General features: G+C 68.2%; 18 protein-coding genes. 12 read left to right on the forward strand and 6 right to left on the reverse strand.

Going from position 1 to position 23,056, the window contains the following annotated elements; genetic code table 11:
• Positions 1-13: 13 nt before the first annotated feature.
• Together ACLJPX_RS29220 and ACLJPX_RS29225 are read right to left on the reverse strand one after the other, a co-directional pair.
• Positions 14-763 (reverse strand): SDR family NAD(P)-dependent oxidoreductase, encoded by a 750-nt coding sequence (locus ACLJPX_RS29220; protein ID WP_410603543.1) that lies wholly within the window; start codon positions 761-763, stop codon positions 14-16.
• On the reverse strand, positions 751-1,938 hold the full coding sequence (locus ACLJPX_RS29225) for a glycosyltransferase 87 family protein (RefSeq protein ID WP_410603545.1): 1,188 nt from the start codon (positions 1,936-1,938) through the stop codon (positions 751-753). Before ACLJPX_RS29225 ends, ACLJPX_RS29220 begins: the two co-directional genes overlap by 13 nt.
• A 133-nt stretch (positions 1,939-2,071) precedes the next feature.
• Here ACLJPX_RS29225 and ACLJPX_RS29230 point away from each other — a divergent pair, with 133 nt between their 5' ends.
• The 4 genes from ACLJPX_RS29230 (at position 2,072) to ACLJPX_RS29245 (ending at position 6,558) form a co-directional block, all read left to right on the forward strand.
• Positions 2,072-2,977 (forward strand): AraC family transcriptional regulator, encoded by a 906-nt coding sequence (locus tag ACLJPX_RS29230; RefSeq protein WP_410603547.1) that lies wholly within the window; start codon positions 2,072-2,074, stop codon positions 2,975-2,977.
• Between the two features lie 78 nt (positions 2,978-3,055).
• Positions 3,056-3,910, forward strand: coding sequence for a carbohydrate-binding protein (locus ACLJPX_RS29235; RefSeq protein ID WP_410603549.1), 855 nt, complete (start codon positions 3,056-3,058; stop codon positions 3,908-3,910).
• 192 nt (positions 3,911-4,102) lie between these two features.
• Positions 4,103-5,452, forward strand: coding sequence for an erythromycin esterase family protein (locus tag ACLJPX_RS29240; protein WP_410603551.1), 1,350 nt, complete (start codon positions 4,103-4,105; stop codon positions 5,450-5,452).
• Positions 5,453-5,580: 128 nt separating this feature from the next.
• On the forward strand, positions 5,581-6,558 hold the full coding sequence (locus ACLJPX_RS29245) for a sporulation protein (RefSeq protein WP_410603553.1): 978 nt from the start codon (positions 5,581-5,583) through the stop codon (positions 6,556-6,558).
• Positions 6,559-6,597: 39 nt separating this feature from the next.
• Here the strand turns inward: ACLJPX_RS29245 and ACLJPX_RS29250 are convergent, their stop codons facing one another.
• A complete protein-coding gene (locus ACLJPX_RS29250) occupies positions 6,598-7,185 on the reverse strand; it encodes a TetR/AcrR family transcriptional regulator (RefSeq protein ID WP_410603555.1) in 588 nt (195 codons plus the stop codon).
• Positions 7,186-7,270: 85 nt separating this feature from the next.
• Between ACLJPX_RS29250 and ACLJPX_RS29255 the strand changes: the two genes are divergently transcribed.
• A complete protein-coding gene (locus tag ACLJPX_RS29255; protein ID WP_410603557.1) occupies positions 7,271-7,816 on the forward strand; it encodes a dihydrofolate reductase family protein in 546 nt (181 codons plus the stop codon).
• A gap of 47 nt (positions 7,817-7,863) precedes the next feature.
• Here ACLJPX_RS29255 and ACLJPX_RS29260 read toward each other — a convergent pair whose 3' ends face one another.
• A complete protein-coding gene (locus ACLJPX_RS29260; RefSeq protein ID WP_410603559.1) occupies positions 7,864-9,069 on the reverse strand; it encodes an acyl-CoA dehydrogenase family protein in 1,206 nt (401 codons plus the stop codon).
• 199 nt (positions 9,070-9,268) lie between these two features.
• Between ACLJPX_RS29260 and ACLJPX_RS29265 the strand changes: the two genes are divergently transcribed.
• Together ACLJPX_RS29265 and ACLJPX_RS29270 are read left to right on the forward strand one after the other, a co-directional pair.
• Entirely contained in the window at positions 9,269-9,763 is a 495-nt protein-coding gene (locus tag ACLJPX_RS29265) for a MarR family winged helix-turn-helix transcriptional regulator (protein ID WP_101612793.1), read from the forward strand.
• Positions 9,764-9,929: 166 nt separating this feature from the next.
• Positions 9,930-11,108, forward strand: coding sequence for an MFS transporter (locus tag ACLJPX_RS29270; RefSeq protein ID WP_410603561.1), 1,179 nt, complete (start codon positions 9,930-9,932; stop codon positions 11,106-11,108).
• A 302-nt stretch (positions 11,109-11,410) separates the two neighbouring features.
• Here ACLJPX_RS29270 and ACLJPX_RS29275 read toward each other — a convergent pair whose 3' ends face one another.
• Together ACLJPX_RS29275 and ACLJPX_RS29280 are read right to left on the reverse strand one after the other, a co-directional pair.
• Entirely contained in the window at positions 11,411-12,598 is a 1,188-nt protein-coding gene (locus ACLJPX_RS29275) for a GNAT family N-acetyltransferase (RefSeq protein WP_410603563.1), read from the reverse strand.
• 31 nt (positions 12,599-12,629) lie between these two features.
• Positions 12,630-13,532 carry an alpha/beta hydrolase gene (locus ACLJPX_RS29280; RefSeq protein ID WP_410603565.1) on the reverse strand — a complete coding sequence of 301 codons (903 nt, stop codon included), beginning with the start codon at positions 13,530-13,532 and terminating at the stop codon, positions 12,630-12,632.
• 97 nt (positions 13,533-13,629) lie between these two features.
• Between ACLJPX_RS29280 and ACLJPX_RS29285 the strand changes: the two genes are divergently transcribed.
• The 5 genes from ACLJPX_RS29285 to fxsT all read left to right on the forward strand — a co-directional run bounded on the left by ACLJPX_RS29285 (position 13,630) and on the right by fxsT (position 23,056).
• Positions 13,630-14,664: a PucR family transcriptional regulator gene (locus ACLJPX_RS29285; protein WP_410603567.1), complete on the forward strand. Its 1,035-nt coding sequence runs from the start codon at positions 13,630-13,632 to the stop codon at positions 14,662-14,664.
• A 176-nt stretch (positions 14,665-14,840) separates the two neighbouring features.
• Positions 14,841-15,557, forward strand: a complete 717-nt coding sequence (locus ACLJPX_RS29290) for a S1 family peptidase (RefSeq protein ID WP_410603569.1) — start codon at positions 14,841-14,843, stop codon at positions 15,555-15,557.
• 183 nt (positions 15,558-15,740) lie between these two features.
• Entirely contained in the window at positions 15,741-17,552 is a 1,812-nt protein-coding gene (locus tag ACLJPX_RS29295) for a hypothetical protein (protein ID WP_410603571.1), read from the forward strand.
• Between the two features lie 13 nt (positions 17,553-17,565).
• Entirely contained in the window at positions 17,566-18,648 is a 1,083-nt protein-coding gene (locus ACLJPX_RS29300; RefSeq protein ID WP_101613794.1) for an AAA family ATPase, read from the forward strand.
• A gap of 1 nt (position 18,649) precedes the next feature.
• Positions 18,650-23,056 carry an FxSxx-COOH system tetratricopeptide repeat protein gene (gene fxsT, locus ACLJPX_RS29305; RefSeq protein WP_410603573.1) on the forward strand — a complete coding sequence of 1,469 codons (4,407 nt, stop codon included), beginning with the start codon at positions 18,650-18,652 and terminating at the stop codon, positions 23,054-23,056.

The following is a 23,056-nucleotide window of genomic DNA, read 5'->3' on the forward strand; positions in this document are numbered from 1 at the left end:
GGCCGGCCCGCGATCACCAGGTGGGATGGGCGGACACGCCGCCGTCCACGATCAGGTTGTGTCCCGTGATCCACGCCGCGAGTGGCGAGGCGAGGAACAGGCAGGCGTTCGCGACGTCCTCGGGGGTGCCCAGCCTGCCCAGCGGCGCGGCCTGCTCCCAGCGGCGGACGCCCTCCGGCCAGGCGTCGCCGAGTCCGGCCCGGTCGACGAGGCCGGGGGAGACGGCGTTGACGCGGAGGCCCCGGGGCCCGTATTCGAGCGCGGCGGCGCGAGCGTGCATGACCAGCGCGGCCTTCGCGCTGCTGTAGTGCGCGTGCCCCGGCGCGGGCCGGTCCGCCTCGATCGAGGCGATGTGGACGACGCTGCCGCCGCTCATCACGTCGGCGGCGGCCTGCGTGCACGAGAACGCGCTGGTGAGGTTCGCGTCGAGGACGGCGCGCCAGCTTTCCGCCGACATCCCCGGCAGCGGCTCGACCGGCTGCACTCCGGCGTTGTTGACCAGGGTGTCCAGCCGTCCGGTCCAGGCCGCCGCGGCTTCGACCAGCCGGTGGCATTCGCCGTCGTCGGTGAGGTCGGCGGTGAACGCGGCCGCGGTGCCCCCGGCCGCCTCGACGCGTTCGACGAGGGCGAGCGCCGAGGCCTCGCCGCGGTGGTAGTGCACGGCGACGGCGCTGCCCGCCTCGGCGAAGCGCAGGGCGATGCCCTGTCCGATGCCGCCGCTGGCCCCGGTGACGAGGGTCGTGGTGCCGGTCAGGTCGAGCATCGAAGTCCTTTCCGCAGCGCGAGTACAGCCGAAACGGCCAGAAAGACCAAGCCTGCGAGGACGTAGCAATTTCCCAGCCATTGCTGGGCCGTCGTCCACGTCTGGCCAGGCCGGTCGAAGGCGGGGAAGTACCGGAACGGCGCCGCGACGAAGATCGTCGCGACGACCCCGGTGATGGCGAGCCAGGTCAGCGCCAGCCGGTGATTCCGGCGGTGGAGCACCACACAAGCCGCGGTGGTGAACAGCGCCGGGGCGATCCACACCCAGTGGTGCGACCACGACGTCGGCGAGATGAGCAGGGCGAACGTCGCGTTCAGCAGCAGCGCGGGCACCACGGCCGAGCGGTACATCGTGAGCGTCACCAGCACGAGCAGGACGCCGGTCGCGATGAGCCACCACGGCTTGGCGGAGTCGGCCCCGAGCCGCGCCAGCACGGCCTGCAGGGTCTGGTTGGTGTGGAACGAGGTGCCGCTGATCCCGGACGCGCCGGCGAATCCGCCGAACCAGAAGCGCGCGGAGGCTTCCGGGGCGACCGCGAACGCGACGGCCGAGGCCGCCACGAACGTCCCCATGGCGGTCAACGCGCCGCGGAAGTCCTTGCGTACCAGGAAGAACAGCAGGAACGCCATCGGTGTCAGCTTGATGGCGGCGGCGAGGCCGACGCCGATGCCGCGGTAGCGGCCCCGTGCCAGCAGACAGTCTGCAGCGACGACCCCCATCAGCAGCAGGTTGATCTGACCGAAGCCGAGCGTCTGGCGGACCGGTTCGAGGAAGAGGGCCGGCGTGATCGCCAGCGACGCGACGAGCAGTGCCTTCCGCCGGTCTCCGGACGGCCACAGGCTGCGGGTGATCGCGTAGAAGGTGATCCCCAGCGCGGCCAGGCTGAGTGCGAAGAGCAGCAGTACCGCGCCGGTCCACGGCACCGCGGCCAGTGGGGTGAGCACCAGTGCGGCGAACGGTGGATAGATGAACAGCAGCGGGATGCCCGCCTCGGAGAGCGGCAAGGCGCCGTAGAGGTCCCCGCCGCTCCACAGGGTGTCGACGCCGAAGCGGTAGATCTCGAGGTCGCTGTGCGAATCGCCCGCCGTCGCCCAGGCCACGGCACACGCCAGCACGAGGGCGGCGAGCGCGCCGAGCGACCACCGGGCCCGCCCGCGCGACGTGGCTGGAGACATCGCTTGGTGACCCTTCGGACGTGCGTCGACGGTCCGACTGTACCGGGCGGTCATATGCGACTTCCGTTGGCAGTCACCGGACACATATTGGTCTAGACTTTTTATTCCCCAGTGTGGTGAAAGGGACCGGTCCATGCGCGGAACGACGGTGTTGCCCAGGACGCCCTGCCTGAAACCGAAGGCGGGGGAATTGCCACTGCATCGGCTGGAGGTCCGCGCGCCGGACGCCCTGCCGTTCACGGTCGGCACCTTCGACACGATCGGGCCGATGTCGCGGGCGGCTTTCCCGCATCGGCACACATTCTATGAAATCGTCCACGTCACCGGCGGGACCGGTGACCACGTCGTCGATTTCACGCGCTGGGAATTGGGGCCGCCACAACTCGCGGTCATAACACCGGGGCAGGTACATCATTGGGATGCCCGCGATCTCAGTGGATTCGTCGTGTTGTTCACCGACGACTTCCTGCTCGAACATCCGGCGGACCGCGAAACCCTGCGAAGGCTGAGCCAGCAGCCGTGGCGGCTCGACGAACGCGCGGCCGAGGAGACGGCACGGCTGGTCGCCGAACTGGACGAGGAGTTCCGTTGTGGCGGACAGGGTACCGATTCGGTGCTGCGGGCCCTGATGCACGTGCTGATCGTCCGGGCGGGACGGCTGCCGGGACTGGCGGATCCGCGCCCGCCCGCCAGGTCACAGGCGGTGGGAACGGAATTCACCAGGCTGCTCGGCAGGCCCGATCTCGGACTCTGGTCGGTGGGCGCGCTCGCGGAACGGATCGGGGTCACGCCGGGATATCTGACGGACGCGGTGAAAACAGCGACCGGCCGGACGGCGGCGCAATTGATGCGTGAGGCGAGGACCCGCGAGGCGAAACGGTTCCTGCTCGGCACGGATCTCACCGTGCGTCAGGTCGCCAGCCGGGTCGGATTCGCGGATCCCGCCTATTTCTGCCGGTTCTTCCGGCGGGAAACGGGGTTGAGCCCCGGTGATTATCGCCGGACCGGAGACGCCGCCCCCGAGATTCACCACGACTGACCAACCCAGTCCATCGTCCCGAGCTGATCTTCTCCATACCGTCGAGGGTGATTCCCGAAGCCCCGACGAGGAGCAGGTATGGACGAAGAGAACAAGCTCAGCCGAAAGACTGTGCTGAAGGCCGCGCTCATCGCGGGTGTCGCGGCCCCGGTCGCGCTGATCGGTGGCCCCGCCCTCGCACGCACCACCGTCGCGAGCGGCCAGGTACCCGAGCTGACCCCGTACTGTGACGACGGCGACGACCCGACCATCCCGCAGACCGAAGGCCCCTATTTCAAGCCGAACTCCCCGCAGCGCACCTCGCTGGTCACGGGGAGCACGCCGGGCACGAGGCTCACCGTCTCGGGCTTCGTCTTCGGTCTCGGCTGCTTGCCGATCGCGCGGGCCCTGCTGGACTTCTGGCAGGCCGACGTCAACGGCAACTACGACAACGTGGGATACACCTTCCGCGGTCACCAGTTCACGAACGACCAGGGCGCGTTCTCGCTGAGCACGATCGTGCCCGGTCTGTACCCCGGCCGTACACGGCACATCCACGTCAAGGTGCAGGCGCCCGGCAGGCCGATCCTGACCACGCAGCTCTACTTCCCCAACGAGCCGCGCAACAACACCGACACGATCTTCGATCCCCGGCTGCTGATGACAGTGCGCGACCAGCCGCCCGGCAAGCATGCCTCGTTCGACTTCGTGCTGAACGTGCCGCAGACGCCGACGTCGACCTCCCGGCCGCCCACGTCGAACACGACGACCTCGAACCCGCCCACCACCTCGACCTCCAACCCGCCAGGCGGGACGACCTGGGCGCCGGGAACCGGCTATTCCGCGGGCACCCGGGTCACCTACAGCGGTCGCGGTTACGTGTGCTTGCAGGGGCACACGGCCCAGCCTGGCTGGGAGCCGCCGTCCACGCCCGCGTTGTGGCGCGCGGAGTGACGAGCAGCCGCTGCGGAGGGAGATAAACGCGGGTGGATTCCCGCCGCCGGGACCCACACCCCGGCGGCGGGGTCCACCCGCCTTGCGCGGGGTGGGGTTTTCCCCCGGTCGAAGTCGGAGCTCTGCTACAGCGCGCCACCGCCGATGCGCGGGCGATGATCGCCTACGACATCGAGCGAAGGGGCGAAAGACATGGCAGACACGAAGAAGCGCTGGGGCAGACGCGGAGTGCTGGCGGCCGCGGTGGTGATGACGGGGGCGGTGCTCGCCCCCCTGGCGAGCCCGGCTCTCGCTAGTGAGGCGGAGACGGCCACGTCCTGGCGGGATCCGGTGCGGTCGCTGGAACGGGCGGCGCATCCGCTGCGCTCGACCGAACCCGGCCGGAACACCGCCGATCTGCGGGCGCTGGGCGTGATGATCGGCGGCGCGAAGGTGGTCGGCCTCGGCGAGGCCACCCACGGCTCGCACGAGTTCTTCACCATGAAGGAGCGGGTCTTCCGTCATCTGGTGGAGGAGAAGGGGTTCCGGGCCTTCGCGCTGGAGCTGAGCTGGTCCGCCGGCCTCGAGATCGACGAGTACGTCCAGACCGGCAGGGGCGACGCCCGGGAGATCGCCAAGCGGACGCTGACCGGTTCCCCTTGGGACCGCGAAGAGTTCGTGAGCCTGATCCGGTGGATGCGCGACTACAACCGCGCCCACCCCGGCCGCACCGTGCACTTCGTCGGCGACGACCTCGGTGCGCCGTCGGTGAACGACGCGTTCTTCGCCAAGATCACCGACTATGTGCGCCAGCATCACCCGAAGGCGCTGCCCCGGCTCAACGAGCTCTACACGGGACTGCGCCCGATCGACGACGCCTTCGTCTACCTCCGCAAACCCCTCGACGAGCGGCAACGGCTCGCCACCAAGGCGGAACAGGCCTTCGAGCTGGTCAAGAGCCTGACGGGCGCGGACGCCTACGGCTGGACCGAGCAGCACGCCCGGTTCGTCGCGCAGACCGCCCGGTTCCTCGCCGTCGACCTCACGGACCCGAAGTCGCTGCCCACCGCGCAGATCCTGCGTGACAAGGCGATGGCGCAGAACGTCGCCTGGTGGCAGAAGCGGACCGGGCACAAGATCCTGCTGTCGGCGCACAACGGCCACGTCTCGTACGTCACCGACAACCCGGGGCTGTACCCGAAGACCCAGGGCGCCTTCCTGCGCGAAACGCTGGGCCGGGACTACCTGCCGATCGGCTTCAGCTTCGACCGCGGCTCCTTCCTGTCCAAGGACACGGCGGTCGGGGGCGACTGGAAGCGGTTCTCCGTGCCCGCCGCGCCGTCCGGCTCGAACGAGAACGCCCTCGACCAGGTCCGGTTCGACGACTTCTACCTCGACGTCCGCACCGCGCCGCCCGCCGCCCGTGCCTGGCTGGACACCGCCCGGCCCACCCGCACGATCGGCACGCAGTTCCCCGTCGACCCCGCGGCCATCTCGCTCGGACGCTCTTACGACGTCGTCATCCACCTGCACGACGTGCGCCAGGCCGATCTGAGAAAGTAGTGACGCCGCGCCCGTTTAGAGGTTTTTAACCCGGTTTGCCTGGCGTGCCGCGGCGGATCTCGGTAGTAGTCGAAGTGTTCGCTTTCGCGGCACCCCAGTTTCCAGTAAACCAGCGGAGGAAATCCCTGATGTTCAAACGGATGCTCAGCGCCTTCGGGGTCGGCGGCCCGTCCGTCGACACCGTGCTCGACTCACCGCACGCCGTTCCCGGCGAGGTGATCACCGGCCAGGTCCGCATCCAGGGCGGTTCGAGCGACGCCCAGATCGAAGAGATCCTGCTTTCGCTGGTGACCAGGGTCGAGGTCGAGCACGGCGACCACGAGCGCGCCGGGACCGCGGAGTTCCTGCGGGTCAGCGCGGGCCGGAAGGTGAAGGTGACGGCGGGGCAGCTGACCACCGTGCCGTTCCAGATCGCCCTGCCGTGGGAGACGCCGGTCAGCGCGGTCGGCGGTCGTGAGCTGCCGGGCATGGTCGTCGGCGTGCGGACCGAGCTCGTCATCGCCGGCGCGCCGGACAAGGGCGACCTCGACCCGCTGCTGGTCGGGCCGCTGGAGTCGCAGGACCGGGTGCTGGAGGCGTTCGGCGAGCTGGGCTTCTCCTTCCGCAGCGCCGACGTCGAGGCCGGGCGCCTGCACGGCGTCCGGCAGGAACTCGGGTTCTTCCAGGAGATCGAGTTCTTCCCGCCGTCGCGCTACGCGGGCCGCGTCAGCCAGGTGGAGCTGACCTTCGTCGCGAGCCCGAGCGAGCTGGTGGTGATCCTGGAGGCCGACAAACGCGGCGGCATGTTCCGCTCCGGCGGTGACACCTTCGGCCGCTTCCACGTCTCGCACGAGGAAGCCCTGCGCACCGACTGGGCCGCGGCGATCGACGGCTGGCTGGCCAAGGTCGCCGAGTCCGGCGGCGGGCACGCCATGTTCGGCGGTCACCAGGGCCACCACGGCCACGACCACGATTACGATTACGACCACCACGGCGGGCACGGCAGGCGTGGCATGGGCATGGGCGGCGTGGTCGCCGGTGCCGCGGCCGGTGTGGTCGGCGGCATGATCCTCGGCGAGGTCATGGAAGACGTCTTCGACGGCGGCGACGAGGGCTTCGAAGAGTGATCCGGTCCCTGGGCACGCCGGTTCCGGTGTGCCCAGGGCTCACTTCGCGGTCAAGGGCGCCAAGGCGGCGTCGATCGCGTCGGTGAGCCGGCGCGGATCCGCCTCCGCCCTGGCCACCACGTGCAATCCCTGCATGACGACGAGCAGAAGGCGTGCCTGCGCCCCGCAGTCGAGATCGGCGCGGACCTCTCCGGATCGCTGAGCGGCTTCGAGTCCTTGCGCGATACCGGTTTCCAAGGCCTCGAATCCACTGTGGACCACTTTCCCGGCCGCTTCGTCGCCAGGTAGCAGTTCGGCCGCGGTGTTGCCCAGCAGGCACCCGCGTCCCGGGCTTTCCCGCGCCGCTTCCAAGACGCTGAGCAGAAGCTCGCGAAGGTGGGCGAGAACGGGACCTTCGGCGAGTGCGGCCGCCTGATCCCCGGCTCCGCCCGCGTAACGCTCCAGTGCCCGGAGGAAAAGCGTGTGCTTGTCGCCATAGGCGGCGTACAGGCTTCCCGGCAGGACGCCGAGTTCCTCCTTGAGATCCCGCAGTGACGTCGCCGCGTACCCCCGCCGCCAGAAGACGTCGAGCGCTCCTCCGATCACTTCGTCCCCGTCGAAGGACCGTGGCCTTCCCGTGCGTGGCATGTCGCCATCCTACGACTTCTTGACAGGTCGTTCAAGAAGTGTACGTTGACTTCTTGTTCAAGCGTTCAAGAAATCGGGAGTTCTCATGGGGCGTCTCTTCCTGCACGTCAACGTGTCGCTCGACGGCTACATCGCCGACGCCGCGGGTGACATCGACTGGCACTTCGCCGACGACGAGTTCCAGCGGCATATCGACGAGCTGCTGGAGTCGCTCGACGGCATGGTCTTCGGCCGCAAGGCCTACGAGGAACTCGCCGCCTATTGGCCGACCGCGGGCGACGAGGTCTCGGCGACCCAGCGGCGCCGGATGCACGAGCTGCCGAAGTACGTCCTGTCGCGCACGCTGCGGACCACCACCTGGCACAACTCCCACCTGCTCGAAGACGCCTCGGCCCTCGCCGATCTCGAGGGCGACGTCGCGCTGTTCGCCGGGGGAGGGGCCGCGACGTCCGCCGCCCGGCTCGGGCTGCTCGACGAAGTGCGGCTCGTGGTGAACCCGGTGCTCCTCGGCGGCGGGACACGCCTGTTCGACGGCGAGTATTCGAAGAAAACGCTCGAGCTCGTCGACGAACGCCGATTCGCCTCGGGTGCGCTGCTGCTCACCTATGCCGTCGCGCGGGACGATCGGTAAGGGGGTGGCCCGGGCAGCGGGTGCCCGGACCACCGCGAACGGGTCGATCAGGTGTACCAGGTGGGTTCCGGCAGTTCGTTCAACAGCGCGTACGCACCGACCTCGCGGCGTTTGTAGGCCACCGGGTCGTGGAGCGAGTGCGTGCGCAGGTTCCGCCAGAACCGGTCGAGGCCGAATTTCGTGGCGCTCGCCCGGGCGCCGGTCAGCTCGAAGATCTTCGTGCCGATTTCGAGTCCGGTGTCGATCACGCGCTGCTTGGCGGCGGCGATGAGGACCGCGACCTCACCGCGCGCCTCGGGCGTGAGGTCTTCGCGCGGAGCGTGCAGTACGGCCGAGATCGCCGCGCCCGCCTTGTCCACCAGTGCCTCGGCGGCCCAGAGTTTCGACTGGAGATCGCCGTAACCGTCGAGGATGTACCACTCCTCACCGGAAGACGCCTTGTTGTCGCCGCCGTACGGCCACGCGCGGGTGTGCTCGCGGGTGTACGCCAGCGCGGTTTCCAGCGCTCCTTGGGCGATGCCGAGGTAGAAGTTGGTGAACACCAGCTGGATCGCCGGGACGTTGAGCGTGTTGTAGGTCAGCGGGTGGAACTTCTTGTCGACGTAGCCCGCCGCGCTCGCCCACGGGACCCGCACGCCGGTGATGGTCACGCTGCCCGACTCCGTGAGCCGTTGGCCGATGTTGTCCCAGTCGTCGTGGAAGACGATACCGTCCTGTGCGGACGGAACGATGGCGAAGATGTGGTCGTCGGTGCCTTCGAGGACGCCTTCCAGCACGGTCAGATCGGAGACCTTGCTGCCGGTGGAGAACGACTTGTGTCCGTTGTAGACGATCTCGTCGCCGTCCTCGGTGATCTTCAGGTCGGAATCGCGCGGGTTGACCGCGCCGCCGAAGACGAAATTGTTCCGCGTATACAGTTCTTCGACCGCGGTGACCTGTTCGTCGGTCGCCACCAGCCGTGCGGCCCAGGCCCAAAGATAGTGATAACCGAGCAGTTGCCCGATCGAGCCGTCGCCACGCGCGACCTCGCGGGTCACGCGATAGGCGGTCTCCCAGCTCTGGCCGCCACCGCCGTGCTCGACCGGGCCGAGCAGCGTCACCAGCCCGGAATCCTTGAGCAACTGGACTTCCGCATGGGGAGTTCCGTTTTCGCGGTCGCGCTCGGCCGCGTCCACCGCGAGCCGGTCGGCGACCTCCTTCGCGGCGGCCAGCCATTCGGTGGTGGACCGGACCCGGTTCTCGGTCGTGGTCATGGATGAATTCCGTTCTGTGCGAGGGCGAACGGGAATTCCGGGCAGGGCGGAGCGCCCGGAATTCCCGGGTGATTCTCAGAGTGAACGCGGAAACTGCTTCAGGCCGGACAGAGAGTGCCTTCCATGCGTCCGAGTAGAGCAGTGGCGCTACGGGGTGTCAACGAACGTCCGCGCTCTGAGACCGGGGTAATCTCCGGGCGTGCCGGATCACGTTGACCACATTCTCAGCCAGTGGGCGGAAGCCCGTCCCGACCTGGACGTCTCCCCGATGGCCGTGATCGGGCGGCTGTCCAGGTTGACCCGGGTGCTGGACGGCGAACTGCGCAAGACGTTCGCGCGGCACGACCTCGACCGGTCCTCGTTCGACGTGCTGGCCACCTTGCGCCGCGGCGGCACGCTGACCCCGGCCGACCTGATGCGCTCGGCGATGATCACCTCCGGCGCGGTCACCCAGCGGCTCGACCGCCTCGAGGAACGCGGCCTCGTGGTCCGCGCGCCCGACGAGACGAACGGCCGCCGCGTCCTGGTGGATCTCACCGCCGAGGGTCGCGAACTCATCGACCGGGCACTGCCCGATCACGTCGACACGGAGCATCGGCTCCTGAGCGCGGTCAGCCCTGAGGAGCGAGACCAGCTGGCCGTCCTGCTGCGAAACCTGTTGCAGTCACTGGGAGACGTCGCCCTGGAGGACTGACCCTCGCGACCGTTTGACTTAGCGCTAAGCATCGAATAGCTTAGCGCTAAGAGGTTCGCGGGGTCGTCCCGTGTGCCGCCGATCTTCCTGGGGATGAAGCACCCCGCGGCCGGAATCGCCGGTCCCGCAGGGGTTTCTTCGTCATGCTCGTGAATCGAGAGAGAAAATGGTCACCCGAACCGAAAGTGCGCATTCGACCCTGAAGGGCTGGGCCGGGGTCGCCGCGATCACCGCCAGCCTGTTCGTCTTCCTCACCACCGAACTGATGCCCGTCGGCCTGCTCACGCCGGTGAGTTCCAGCCTGGGCATCTCGGTGGGCGTCGCCGGCCTGATGGTCACGCTCTACGGCGTCTCGGCCGGGCTCGGCGTGCCGTTCATCGTCGCGTGGACGCGGCGGATCAACCGGCGCGTCCTGCTCTCCACCTTGCTCGCGATCCTGGCCGTCGGCAACCTGATCACCGCGCTCGCGCCGAGTTATCCGCTGGTACTGGCGACACGGCTCGTCATGGGCTTCGCCAACGGGGCGTTCTGGGCCATCGGCGTCGGCATGGCGATGCGGATCGTCCCGGACCGCCACGCGAACCGGGCGGCGGCGGTGGTGATGTCCGGTATCTCGATCGCCACGGTGCTGGGCATGCCGCTGGGCACCATCCTGGAAAGCCTCACCAGCTGGCAGACCACGTTCCTGATCTGGAGCGGGCTCAGTGTCCTGGTGTTCCTCGCCGTCGTCGTCCTGATCCCGTCGCTGCCGTCGGCGAACGCGGTTTCGGTACGGGAGGTCTTCGGCCTGCCGCGGGTGAACGTGCGCCTGCGCTCGGTCCTGATCACCGTGGTGCTGTTCGTCCTCGGGCATTTCGGCGTCTACACCTTCATCCGTCCCTTCCTGGAAGGCACTTCCTCGGCGTCGCCCACCTTCATCACGGTGTGCCTGATCGTCTTCGGCGCCGGGGGAGCGGCGGGGAACTTCGTCGCCGGGTATTTCGTGGCGAGGAACGTGTTCGCGAGCTTCACGGTCGGTGCCGTCTCGCTCGTGGTGTCGCTGGTGTTGCTGCTCACCATCGGCAACGGACCGGTCGGGGTGATGATCGCGCTGGCGCTCTGGGGTTTGTCCTACGGTGTCGTGCAATTGAGCCAGCTCACCATGACGCGGAATTCCGCGCCCGACACGTTCGAGGCCGCGATGTCGCTCAACACCTTGGCGTACAACACTTCCATCGCCCTCGGCGCGTTGTTCGCCGGACTGCTGGCGGACAACGCCGGTATCACCAGTGTGGTGTGGTTCGGCGTGGTGCTGACCGCGGCGTCACTGCTCTTCACGGTCGGCACCCGCCGGGTCGGGAGCTAGGTGGTAAGGAGGGTTGGAACCCGCATTGCCACTCATGAGAGCCCGCCCTGACGCAGCAATCATCGACGGATCCGCGACGCCGACTGTGTGGATTTTGGGACGTTGGATGTCCCTATTTCCACACACCCCTCACCCACGGCGAAGGGCCCGCCTGGAGCCCTGACTGTCCTAAAGGGACGCTTTTCGCGATGCGGGCGTCCGATTCAGGCGCTTTGCATACGTCACGACCACCCTGGCCCACTCGCGAACAAGACGCATTCGCCCTTCTCCTTACTGTGAAACACGTCTGGCGCCGTCACCGGTCAGAACCAGTGCAGGCAGTGCGGGGAACGTTCGGCGCGGAACAACGCGTCGGCGAGTGCGCCCACTTCCGCGTGGCGCGCCCGGACGCGCCCGGCACGGATGAGCTTGCTCGGGGCGGTGCCGCCGAGGTAGAGCGAACCGAGATCGCTCGCGTCCAGGGACAGGTCGGGTTCCCGGTCCGTCGGGACGCAGGTGGCTTCGCCGTCCCGGACGGTCAGCAGGTAGCGGCCGTGTTCGCCGAGCGCCGGGTCGTCGACGTCGAGGACGAGCTCGCCGTCGGCGAACCAGCCGCGTGCGGTGAGCGCGCGGGGGATGTCCAGCAATCGCACCCAGAGCCAGTCGGTGTCGTCGCCGACCTCCCCGGCACGGAAGTCCTCGAGCTGCCAGCGCAGCGGGTGATCGGGCGGGCAGTGCTTGAACACGACCTGGGTGACCAGGTCGTGTTCGAGCAAGAACCGGGCCAAGGCCGTGGAGACCTCGTCGTCGGCGGCGATGGTTTCGTCGACCGTGAAGGTGCCGCGCTCGCTCCGCCAATAGCTGGCGTACCCGTCCGGGACACCTTCGGCGTCACGGTGGACGGCGACGTAGCGCGGTGTCGCGGAGACCGGGGGCTGCCCCGCCCCGGCGGCCCACAAGCGGTGCGGTCGCGACAGCGCGCCGGGGCGGGTGCGGCGGTACCGGTCGTAGACCTCTTCCAGGATCTCGCCGCAGTCGGCACGACGCAGCACCTCGATCGCGCCGGGCACCGTACCGCCCGCGGCGAAGGCGGCCTGACGGTGCGGCACCGTCAGCCGGTGGGTGTAGGTCGCCGGTCCGTAGCCGAACCTGCGGTAGATCAGGGCCTCCGAGGCCAGCAGGACGGAGAGGATTTCGCCCCGCGCCCGGAAATCGGCGAGCTGATGCCGCATCATCGCCGTGAGCACACCCCGGCGCCGGTGCGTGGGCAGGACGCCGACGGCGGTCACCCCGGCGGCCGGGACGACGGCCTGACCGGGGAGGGTGAGCTCGAACGAGTACGCGGCGGCCGTGCCGACGGGCCGCCCGTCCTCCGTCTCGGCGAGTATGCCGCGGTCCAGTTCGAGCGCGGACCAGATCTTGCCCCAGTTTTCCGGGAACTCCGCGAAAATGGCGAACATGGTGGCGAGGAAGGCGTCGCGGTCCTCGTCGGTGGTGGCGCGGATCTTCATCGGCACAGTGCATCGCCGCCCCGTGGCCGGGTCAAGCGATTTGCAGCGCCCGGCGCAGGGCGTCGCCCAGTTCGGTGATCTGGCGGCGCGACACCTCGGCGGACAGGATCGCCTGCGACCCGTGGAAGGTGCCGGGCCATTGGTGCAGTTCGACCGAGACCCCGGCCTGCAGCAGGCGGACCGCGTAGTCGATGTCCTCGTCGCGGTTGGGGCAGAGCTCCGCGGTGGCCACGTAGGCGGGCGGCAGGCCGGAGAGGTCGGTGGCCCGCGCGGGGGCGGCGTAATACGAAGGGGCGGGCCGTCCCGCGAGGTAGTAGTGCCACATCGCGGTGACCCTGGCGCGGTTCACCCAAGGCGTGTCGGTGAAGGTCCGCGCCGACCAGGTCTCCTGCCGGTCGTCGAGCCCCGGCTGGTTGAGCAGCTGGAACCGGATCCGCGGCCCGTGTTCGTCACGGGCCCGCAAGGCCGTGGCCGCCGCGAGACCGCCGCCCGCGCTGTGCCCGCCGATCGCGATCCGGTCCGGGGTGACGCCGAGGTCCGCCGCGTTCTCCGCCGCCCACTCGAGGACGGTGTAGGCGTCGTCGAGCGCGGCGGGGAAAGGGTTCTCGGGAGCCAGGCGATAGTTCACCGAGATCACCACCGCCCCGGAAGCTTCGGCGAGCCGCGCGGCCCACGGGTGTTCGGTGTCCAGATTGCCCATGACCCACCCGCCGCCGTGCAGCCAGACCACGGCGCCTTGCGCCTCGTGTGGGCGATAGACGCGGATCGCGACGTCCGGCTCGCCGGGCACCGTCCGGTCCTCGACCGTCATCGCGGAGGTGTCCGGCCGCGGCACCGACGTGGCCAGCTTGGCGAAAGTCTCGCGTTCGGCGATCGGGTCGTCCAGGGTCGACACGGGGAACAGGGCGATGAAGGCTTCCAGTTCGGGATCCATGACGACGATCCTGCCGGTCGCCCGGTCCGGGGGTCGCCCGCCAAGCGTCGCGCGTAAGCGCTCCGGCACGCGACGATCGCCGCGTACGCTCGCGAACATGGAGGCACTCGCCGCGCGGCTGTCGCATCTGGATCCCGACGTCGAAGGCGTGATCCGGGTCGTGATGTTCTACGACACGCTGATGCGGCGGCGGGTCGACCTCCCCGCGCTTGCCCGCGCCACGGCGGGGCTCGCGGAATGCGCGGCGGGCATCCGGCTCCACGGCACGGGGCGCACGATCCGCATGGCGCCCGACGGCCGCGAACCCGCCACCCCGCTCGCGTCCGCGTCCACCACGACGGCGATCACCCTCGACGAGGAAGAGATCGGCTCGGCGTGGCTGGAGCGCGACGGGGAGCCCGGCGCCCTCGACGAAGCCGTGCTGGACCGGCTCGCGATCGCCGTGGCGACGGTCGTCGAACGGTACGGACCGGCGCGCACCACGATGGCCGATCCGGCACTGGTGGAACTCGTGATCAGCGCCGCCGGCGACGACGCCGCCAGGAACCGGGCACTGCGCTTGCTGGGTTTCCCTGCCGAGACGCCGATCAGGGTGGTCGCCGTCCGCTCGGGGATCCCGCTGGAGAAGATCGGCGGCCTGATCTGCCCGGCCCGGCCGGTCAAGGCGGCGCCGCTCACGGACGTGGGCGTCATCCTGGCCACCACGGTGGATCCGGCCCGGATCCCGGAAGGCGTGCGGGCCGGGATCGGCGCCACCGAGTGCCCGCACCGGTCGTGGCAGGACGCCAAGACCGCGCTTCGGTTCACGACCGCCCGGCAGCCGGTGATCCACCACGACGATCTCGGAGCGCTGGCGCTGCTCGCGCGGATCCCGGCGGAGGACACCCGGGCCAACGCCGACGTCGTCGCGATCACCGCCCTGTCGTCGGATCCGGAGGACCTGCGGACGCTGGACGCCTACTGCGCCACCGGTTCCGTGCGCCAGGCCGCCGACTCGCTGCACCTGCACCACAGCAGCGTCGCGCGACGGCTCACGCAGATCGGGAAGAGCCTCGGCATCGCACTGCACGAACCCGCCGGCCTGACCCGGGCCAGGCTCGCCCTCACCGCTTGGCGACTGCTCGACGAGTGAACGCATACCTAATGATCTTCGCCGGATACTCAAAAATCACCGGCGGCCGTCATAGTAATAAATAGGTAGCCCACGCGAACTTTCGTCGGTTTCCGGCTTCCCTTGGCACGACACAGAATCAGCGCGTTGGTCCCCACGGACGCGGCCGGTATCCGGCCGCAGAAATGAGTCGGAACATGCGACTGCGCTCCCTCGCCCTGCTCGCCGGCACCGCCTTCGTGGCGCTGCTCGGCTCGATTGCCCCCGCCGCGACCGCCGCCGAGCCCTCCGGCGCGCAGCCGATGATCATCGGCGGCCAGTACGCGCAGAGCGGCCCGTGGGCGGCCCGGCTGTTCGTGAACGGCCAGCAGAACTGCAGCGCGACGATCATCGCGCCGCAGTACATCCTCACCGCGAAGCACTGCGTCGCCAGCAGTGGCAGCTACACCTTCCGGATCGGCAGCCTCGACCAGCAGAGCGGCGGCACCATGGCCACCGCGGCGAGCATCACCCGCCACTCGGGCGCGGACCTCGCCATCGTCCGGCTGACCAGCTCGGTCAACGCCACCTACGCGCCGCTGGGCACCACGAGCAACGTCGCGGTCGGCCAGAACGTCCAGGTCTACGGCTGGGGCGCGACCAGCCAGTGCGGTTCCGAGATCAACTGCCAGTCCCGGTACCTGAAGGTCGCCACCGTCCGGGTCAACTCGGTCAACTGCAGTGACTACAACGGCGGTGTCGCGGTGTGCGCGAACCGCGTCGACGGCATCACCGCCGGCGGTGACTCGGGCGGCCCGATGTTCTCCGGCGGCCGCCAGGTCGGTGTCGCCTCGACCAGTGACCGGTCGAACAACACCGCCTACACCAACATCACGCGCTACCGCAGCTGGATCCAGCAGGTCGCCGGCGTCTGACCCCCGGTGAAAGCGAAGCCCTCCCCGGCGCGGTCGGGGAGGGCTTCGTGTTCGGTGGGCAAATCACCGGCACGGAAACGGGAGAACATATTTGTCAATTGACACTCAACCCCGGGCCGATTGACGCGATAATGTGGCGTTCGGCGCCGACGGGTCGGTGCCGTGGACCTTGGGAGGGGGCCAGTGGCGCAACCGACGCAGGCTCTCGACCGCACGATCGTCGTGGTGGACGTCGAGGGCTTCACCTCCCCGGAACGGAACCCCCTCGATCGGCTCGCCGTGCGCCGGGGCATGTACGAGGTGCTGCGGATCGCTTTCGCCGAAAGCGACGTCGACTTCGATTCCTGCGTGAGCGAGGACCGCGGCGACGGCGCGCTGATCCTGTTGCCGCCCGGCACGACCAAAAGCCTTGTCGCCGACCGCCTGCCGGATCGGATCGCGGTCGCCCTCCGTCGGCACAACCACACGCGGACCCCGCAGGCGCAGATCCGGCTGCGGGTCAGTCTCAACTCCGGTGAGGTGCTGAACGACGGGAACGGGTGGGTCGGCGACGCGGTCGACACCGCCTTCCGGATCTTGGACGCGCAGCCCGCGAAAGAGGCGTTCGCGGAATCCGACCGGATGATCGCGTTCATCTCGTCGCAGCGCTTCTTCGTCGATGTCATCGCGCAGGACCCTGGCCTGTTGCCCGAGTTGTACAGTCCGATACCGGTTTCGGTGAAGACATTCACCGGAATGGCTTATTTACGGTTACACGGCGAACTCACCGTGGCCGCCACGAAACCGGCGTCTTTCGCGGCCGAGGCCACCGAAGACCTGTTCCTGGCCGACCTGAACAACGCGGTTCTGGAGTTGATCCCCCGCAAGGACCTGGCGACCCTGCATCGACGGCTGACCCGGATGGAAGTCCCTCGCCTGCCGGTCATGGTGGCCAGGGCGCTCGGGCCCGCCGTGGCGCTGCCGCCGCTGGACGGCGTCACCGACGCGTGGGACGCCTTTCACCTGCTCACCGATTTCAACGCCGGCCCGGACGGGATCCCGCCCGCGGTGACGTTTCTGGCCCTGCTCGCGGAAAACGTGGAAGGCGAGCCGGGCGCCGTCCTCGGGAACTGGATCGCCGACCATGCCCGAGCACTGCGGATCGGCCCGGCCATCGCGCATCAGCGGCAGAACAGGCCGCCGATTCCCGAGCGCCCCCATCTTTACCTGGTGATCATGATCGAACCGATTTCCGCCGACCCCACACGCTGCACTCTCGCGTTCTGGCGTCAAGATGACCCGGAAGTGTGGCCGCCCGCGCTCGGTGGAGTGCGGGAAATCGGGATAGACGAGGTCGAGTACAGGGTCGATGACGTCATCCTGGAGACTGAGGGAGTCTGGTCCGGTCAGAGCGTCTCCGCGTCCGTGGAATTCCTGCTGCCGAGGACGTTGATCAATTTGCCGGTGCAGCGGTGGGCCAAGGAACATGGGACGGGCCAGCCCCAGCCGTTGCGGTACGGGTATCGGCTGGGAATTCGGTCTTTGGAGAGGATGCGGGCGAGGCATTGGCATCGCGCATGGAACGTTCGCTGGGACTCGATGGTGAAGGATCCCACCGCCGACCGGCTGCACTATTCCGGTTGCGAGGAGTTCGAGGGGCACCCGATCGACGCGATACTGAGCGACGATCACTGGGTCGGGCTGGTTTTGACGAAACCGCCGTCGCTGCAGCCGGAACCGGGGGCCGTACCGGACGAACTGACGGCCGCCCTCCGCAGTGGATTGCCGGTGGTGCTGTGGCATCCGGACGCCGAGCCGGAGACCCTGCGCGAGTTGCTCGACTGGGTATTGGCCGCGGACGACGGTTTTATCAAACTTCCGGATCGCCGCAAACTGGCGAATTCCGGTATGGCCGTACCGTTCAAGAATTCTCTGGCTCACGATCTGGTGGTAATGTGGGACGACCCGAAACGCGTAATCGTTCTAGACCAGCCGTTGATCCCGAGTCGACAGTAAGGGGATGCCGCGGATGAGCGCGAACGATCAAGACGCGACCGTGAACGGGCGGACGTCCCGGCCCGATGCACCCGATTGGTGGATTTACCGGGGGACCGGCAGGCCGATCCACGACATCGATCTCGCGCAGTTGCTGCCCGCGCCGCCGCCGTGGCGTTCCTATCGCGGGGATCCGCCGCCGGAGAACGAGGTGCCGCCGCCGGACGACGGGGAGGTGGAGCGCCGTCTCGGTACCGCGTTCACGCTTTCCGAGCAGGACACCGACGCGGGCGAGCTGAACATGGTGAACGCCGCCCTTTATCTGCGGCGGCCGTTGCTGGTCACCGGGAATCCGGGGACCGGGAAGTCCAGTCTCGCCTACCGGATCGCCAGGGAACTCGGCCTCGGCCGGGTGCTGCGCTGGGCGATCACCAGTCATACCGCGCTGAGTTCCGGGCTGTACGGCTACGACGCGATCGGCCGGGTCCAGGCCGCGGCGACCAGTCAGGCCCAGCTCGGTGGCGAGGCCGAAGAACCCCCGATCGGTGATTTCGTCCGGCTCGGCCCGCTGGGGACCGCGTTCCTGCCCGGCCGGTTGCCGCGGGTGCTGCTGATCGACGAGCTGGACAAATCCGAGGCGGATCTGCCCAATGATCTGCTGTCGATCTTCGAAGACGGTGAATTCTCGATCGAGGAACTGGCCCGGGTACGCAACCGGCATCCCGAAGTCACCGTGCACACCGCCGACCCGCAGCGCACCGCCGTCGTCCGTGACGGCCGGATCGCCTGCCACGCCTTCCCGATCATCATCATGAGCAGCAACGGAGAGCGGGAGTTCCCGCCCGCGTTCCTGCGACGGTGCCTGCAGTTGCGGATCGAGAACCCCGATCACGACCAGCTCGCGGCGATCGTCGCCAGCCATCTGGTCGCGGAGAACGGCGAACACCGGGACAGGCTCATCCGCGAGTTCGCCGAACGGAGCAAGGCGGAAGGTGGTCTGCCCACCGACAGACTGCTCGACGCCGTCTATCTCGCGACGTCGGGCGCGTACCAGCCGGATCAGGAGGCGTGGCCGCGGCTGGTGGACGCTCTCTGGCAACGACTGACGGTGCGGTGACATGGGCAGGCCGGGCGGTGTGTCCGACTCGCGCTCCGTCCCGGTGACGGAGCAGCGGAGGCCGGGCACTCCCCAGGGAGTCAAACGGTTCGAGTTCAAGGACCTGGACTGGACCGATGTCGCGGACATCGTGTGGCTGGCCGCCGCCATCACGCCTCGGCGCGCGAGCGGCGAGGCCACTCCCGACGAGGAGCCGAAGCCGGCGTCCGATCAGGTGCGGATCCGCAACGCGCCCTCGGAACGCGGGGAGATCCCTCCGCCTCCCGAGCCGCAGCCGGCCCAGATTCCCGGTGCCACTCCGTCGAGTGATGGTGATGGCCGGGTCGTCGAGATCGACGCCGTCCCCGGTGAACTGCCCGAACCGGCGGTGGAGGGCTCGGGACCGGGCGGAGCGGTACTCCTGGAATCACTGGAGTACTTCCGCGTGCTGAGAAGGCTGAAACGGGAGACACCCTCGCTGCGACACAACAATGTGGTCCTGGACGAAGTGGCGACCGCCGTCCGGGCCGCGGAGACCGGACGGTGGTGGCCTGTCACCCGGTCGAGAAATGAGCGCTGGCTGGATCTGACGCTCGTTCTCGACAACGGTCCGTCGATGGCCCTGTGGCGGCCACGGGTGTCCGCGTTTGTCGAATTGCTCCGTCAAGTGGGTGCTTTCCGCACCATTCAGGTCCGGCTGTTGGAAACCGCGAAGGACGACGATCAGGAAGATCTCGTTCTTCGAGGTGGCACGGCGGGAGCGCCGGCGCGGGACCCGAACGAAATTCTGGATTCGTCGGGACGGCGCGCGGTACTGCTGGTGACCGACGGGGTCGGGGACGCGTGGCAGAAGAAGGACGCGCTCTATCCGATACTGGCGCGCTGGGGCCGGACGATGCCGGTGAGCATCGTGCATCTGCTTCCTCAATGGCTCTGGGGACGCTGTGGCATGAGCCCGCAGAAGGCCCGGCTGAGAGTCCCGAACGCGTTGGCCCCCAACGGTCGCTGGACTTGCGACCTCGCGGACGCGTGGCTCGAGCCCGAGTCGGAAATCCCTCGGGACACCGTGCCGGTGCCGGTACTCGAACTGCGGCCGAGGGCACTCGGATGGTGGGCCGGACTGATGACCGGCGAAAACGCCGCCGGGGTCGAAGGAACGGTAGTGCTCACCACTGAACGGATTTCTCACTCCGATTCCGGTGACCGGCCGGTAACTTTGTCACCCGCCGAAAGAGTGCATAGATTTCGCAGCGTTGCGTCGCCGCCGGCGCTACGCTTGGCTCAGTTGCTCGCGGCGGTACCGGTCCGTCTCGACGTGGCGAAGCTGGTGGGACAACGGTTCGTGCCGGAAGCAGGACTGGAGCACCTCCTGGAGCTTTTGCTTTCAGGCATCCTGTACGCTCCCGGCCTTAGGGAAGGGAAGACCACTTGGGACACGGGTGGTCTTTTCGCATTTCCCGAGGCAGTCCGGGAAATGTTGCTCAGTGGCGCGCGGAGGTCGGAAACGGCCAATGTCGTTCGAGTGGCGGCCACTCACCTAGGTCGAAGGATTCCGCTGCTCGGTCACCTCCGAGACGCACTTGCCGATCCCCACAACACGCCGGATCCGGTGCTCACTCATGAGTCCTCGTCTGACGTCGAACTGGAAAGTGTGCTGATGCGCGCGCTGTCCGGGCCTTATTTGTCCCGGGCGGACCGGTTGCGGAACGTCGTTCAAGGGCAGAGCCCTATCCTGCCCGCCCTTGAACCGAGACCGAGTAAGACATCCAAGACTGTGAGCCCCCAGATGCCTGAGACGGCCGAACGTCCGCCTGCCTCGACTGCCGTGACCCAGGGACGTTCGTCTTATCTCGGTGACCCCGAAGCGAACGAGCCGACGACGAGGATCGTCCATCCCGCGGCGTCGGAAACATCCCGGCACTTCCCGGAACGCCAACCCGATGACCCGCCTTTGGTGTTCGGGAACGTCCCGCCGCGCAACCCGAACTTCACCGGTCGTGACGAGCTGCTCGACCAGCTCACCAAGCGGTTGAGCAGCGGTACCACCGCAGTGCTCCCGTCGGCGCTGCATGGTCTCGGCGGTATCGGCAAGACGCAGATGGCCACCGAGTACATCTATCGGCATCTGCAGGATTACGACCTCGTCTGGTGGATCGACGCCGCGCACACCACCCAGATCCGCGCGGGCCTCACCGAACTGGCGGGCCTGCTCGGCCTTCCCGGCGCGTCGGAGGCCACTGTCGCGGTCCCCGCGGTGATCGAGGCGCTCCGGACCGGGCGGCCGTTCCGCCGCTGGCTGCTGATCTTCGACGCCGCGGAGACCCCTGAGTCCGTGCTGCCGTACTTCCCGCGCAACGGTCCCGGTGAAATCCTGATCACCTCGCGCAACTCTGATTGGGCCGGTATCGCGCGCCCGCTGGAACTCGCGGTGTTCAAGCGTGAGGAAAGTGTCGAGCTGCTCGGCCGTCGCGGCCCGGAGATCGAGCCGGCCGATGCCGACGAGCTCGCCGAGAAGCTGGGCGATCTGCCGCTGGCCGTCGAGCAGGCGGCGGCCTGGCGTGCGGTGACCGGGATGCCGGTGCAGGAGTACCTGCGCCTGTTCGACGAGTCCGTGGAGGAAATCCTCGACACCGCCACGGCGCCCGACTACGAGGTTTCCGTCGCGGCGGCGTGGAACGTGTCGTTCGAGGAGCTGAAGACCCGCAACCCGGCGGCGCACCAGATCCTGCACATTTGTGCCTTCTTTTCGCCTGAACCGATTTCGCGTGATCTGCTCACCGGAGTCAGCCGGGTTTCGATTTCCCCCGAGCTCGACGCGGCGCTGCGCGATCCGATCAAGCTGGCCCGCGCCATCCGCGACATCAACCGGTACGGCCTCGCGAAGATCGACCACGGCAACAACACCCTCCAGCTGCACCGTCTGGTCCAGCTGGTCCTGCGCAACCGGGTGATGGCCCGTCAGGTGCACGCGAGGATGCAGCACGGCGCCCACCAGCTGCTCGCCGCGCTGGACCCGAACGACCCCGAGTCCAGCAGGCATTGGTCGCGTTATCGTGAATTGCTGCCGCACGTCTACGCGGCGAACGTGCTGGACTGCGACGACAGCTGGCCGCGTCAGCTCCACATCAACCTGATGCGCTACCTGTTCGAATACGGTGACCACGAAGAAGCCACCCGGCTCGGCCTCGAAGCACGGAAGCGATTCACCGACACCCTCGGCCCCACCCATCCGCAAACCCTCGAAGTTTCGTCAAGACTGGGTCTTTATCTGTGGGCGGTTGGCCGGTACGCCGAAGCCTCGGAACTCAACCAACGCACTCTCGCCCTGCGCCTCCAGGTGTCCGGCGAAGAGAACGAGGAGACCTTCGCCCTCCAGCGAAACATCACGATCGACCTCCGGGCCCAGGGCGACTTCGCGGCGGCGACCAAACTCAGCGAAGAGATCTACCACAAGGCCAAGCGCATGTTCGGGGAAGACGACCCGGAGACGCTCAACGCCGCGTACCAGCACGCGATCAGCCTTCGGCTCAGCGGCGCCTACCGTGCGGCGGAGGAACTGGACCGGGAGACCTTGCGCCGTCGGATCGAGGTCCTCGGTCGCGACCACGTCCGTACTTTCGGCGTCAACAGTTCACTGATCGTGGACCTGCGCGAGGCGGGGGAGTACGGCCAGGCCAGGGTCCAGCAGGAAAGGCTCACGGAGAACTTCCGTGCCCGCTTCGGTGACGACCAATTGGACGCGACAGGCAACGCGTTCCTGCTTTCGGTGGCCAGGCGCAAGGATGGCGACCATCCGGGCGCGCTCGCTCTGTCCACGGAAAACCTCAGGAAGTTCCGGCTGGTCTACGGTGATGACCACGCCAACACCATGGCGTGCGCTCTCGCCCATGCAATCGATCTCCGCCACTCGGGTGACCTGGCGGCGGCGAGGAAGCTCGGCGAGGAAACCTTCGAGCGCTACCGCGGTGGTCTCGGCGAACATCATCCGCATACCCTCGCGGCCAACGCCGACCTCGCGGTGACGTTACGGCACCAAGGTGACCCCGCGGCGGCTCGAGTCCTCGACGAGCGCGCTCTCGAGCATTTCCGCGCCACCATCGGCCCGGATCATCCGTACGCCGTCATCGCCACTATCAACCTGGCGAGTGATCTATCGGCGTTGGGTGAGTTCGACAGGGCGGTCGAACTGGGACGGGACGCGGTCGAGCGCGGCAAACAGGTGCTCGGGGAGGACCACCCCACCGTTCTCGTGGCGTCCTACAACCTCGGGCTGGATCTGACCGCTCTCGGCCGGGACGAGGAGGCAGCGCCGTTCCGCGACCCGATTCTGGTGAAGTACCGCCAGATCCTCGGCGAAGCCCACCCGGGAACGCAGGCAGCGGTCCGCGGCGTCCGCGGTGACTGCGACATCGACCCGATGCTGATGTGA

It is taken from the genome of Amycolatopsis sp. lyj-90 (assembly GCF_046549035.1).
Lineage (GTDB): Bacteria > Actinomycetota > Actinomycetes > Mycobacteriales > Pseudonocardiaceae > Amycolatopsis.

Excerpts from the sequence above, each read along its gene's own strand:
- ACLJPX_RS29255 (WP_410603557.1), top strand. The coding sequence starts at position 7,271 with ATGGGGCGTCTCTTCCTGCACGTCAACGTGTCGCTCGACGGCTACATC.
- ACLJPX_RS29290 (WP_410603569.1), top strand. The coding sequence starts at position 14,841 with ATGCGACTGCGCTCCCTCGCCCTGCTCGCCGGCACCGCCTTCGTGGCG.
- ACLJPX_RS29240 (WP_410603551.1), top strand. The coding sequence starts at position 4,103 with ATGGCAGACACGAAGAAGCGCTGGGGCAGACGCGGAGTGCTGGCGGCC.
- ACLJPX_RS29220 (WP_410603543.1), bottom strand. The coding sequence starts at position 763 with ATGCTCGACCTGACCGGCACCACGACCCTCGTCACCGGGGCCAGCGGC.
- ACLJPX_RS29250 (WP_410603555.1), bottom strand. The coding sequence starts at position 7,185 with ATGCCACGCACGGGAAGGCCACGGTCCTTCGACGGGGACGAAGTGATC.
- ACLJPX_RS29245 (WP_410603553.1), top strand. The coding sequence starts at position 5,581 with ATGTTCAAACGGATGCTCAGCGCCTTCGGGGTCGGCGGCCCGTCCGTC.
- fxsT (WP_410603573.1), top strand. The coding sequence starts at position 18,650 with ATGGGCAGGCCGGGCGGTGTGTCCGACTCGCGCTCCGTCCCGGTGACG.
- ACLJPX_RS29260 (WP_410603559.1), bottom strand. The coding sequence starts at position 9,069 with ATGACCACGACCGAGAACCGGGTCCGGTCCACCACCGAATGGCTGGCC.
- ACLJPX_RS29300 (WP_101613794.1), top strand. The coding sequence starts at position 17,566 with ATGAGCGCGAACGATCAAGACGCGACCGTGAACGGGCGGACGTCCCGG.
- ACLJPX_RS29230 (WP_410603547.1), top strand. The coding sequence starts at position 2,072 with ATGCGCGGAACGACGGTGTTGCCCAGGACGCCCTGCCTGAAACCGAAG.
- ACLJPX_RS29285 (WP_410603567.1), top strand. The coding sequence starts at position 13,630 with ATGGAGGCACTCGCCGCGCGGCTGTCGCATCTGGATCCCGACGTCGAA.
- ACLJPX_RS29235 (WP_410603549.1), top strand. The coding sequence starts at position 3,056 with ATGGACGAAGAGAACAAGCTCAGCCGAAAGACTGTGCTGAAGGCCGCG.
- ACLJPX_RS29280 (WP_410603565.1), bottom strand. The coding sequence starts at position 13,532 with ATGGATCCCGAACTGGAAGCCTTCATCGCCCTGTTCCCCGTGTCGACC.
- ACLJPX_RS29270 (WP_410603561.1), top strand. The coding sequence starts at position 9,930 with ATGGTCACCCGAACCGAAAGTGCGCATTCGACCCTGAAGGGCTGGGCC.
- ACLJPX_RS29225 (WP_410603545.1), bottom strand. The coding sequence starts at position 1,938 with ATGTCTCCAGCCACGTCGCGCGGGCGGGCCCGGTGGTCGCTCGGCGCG.
- ACLJPX_RS29275 (WP_410603563.1), bottom strand. The coding sequence starts at position 12,598 with ATGAAGATCCGCGCCACCACCGACGAGGACCGCGACGCCTTCCTCGCC.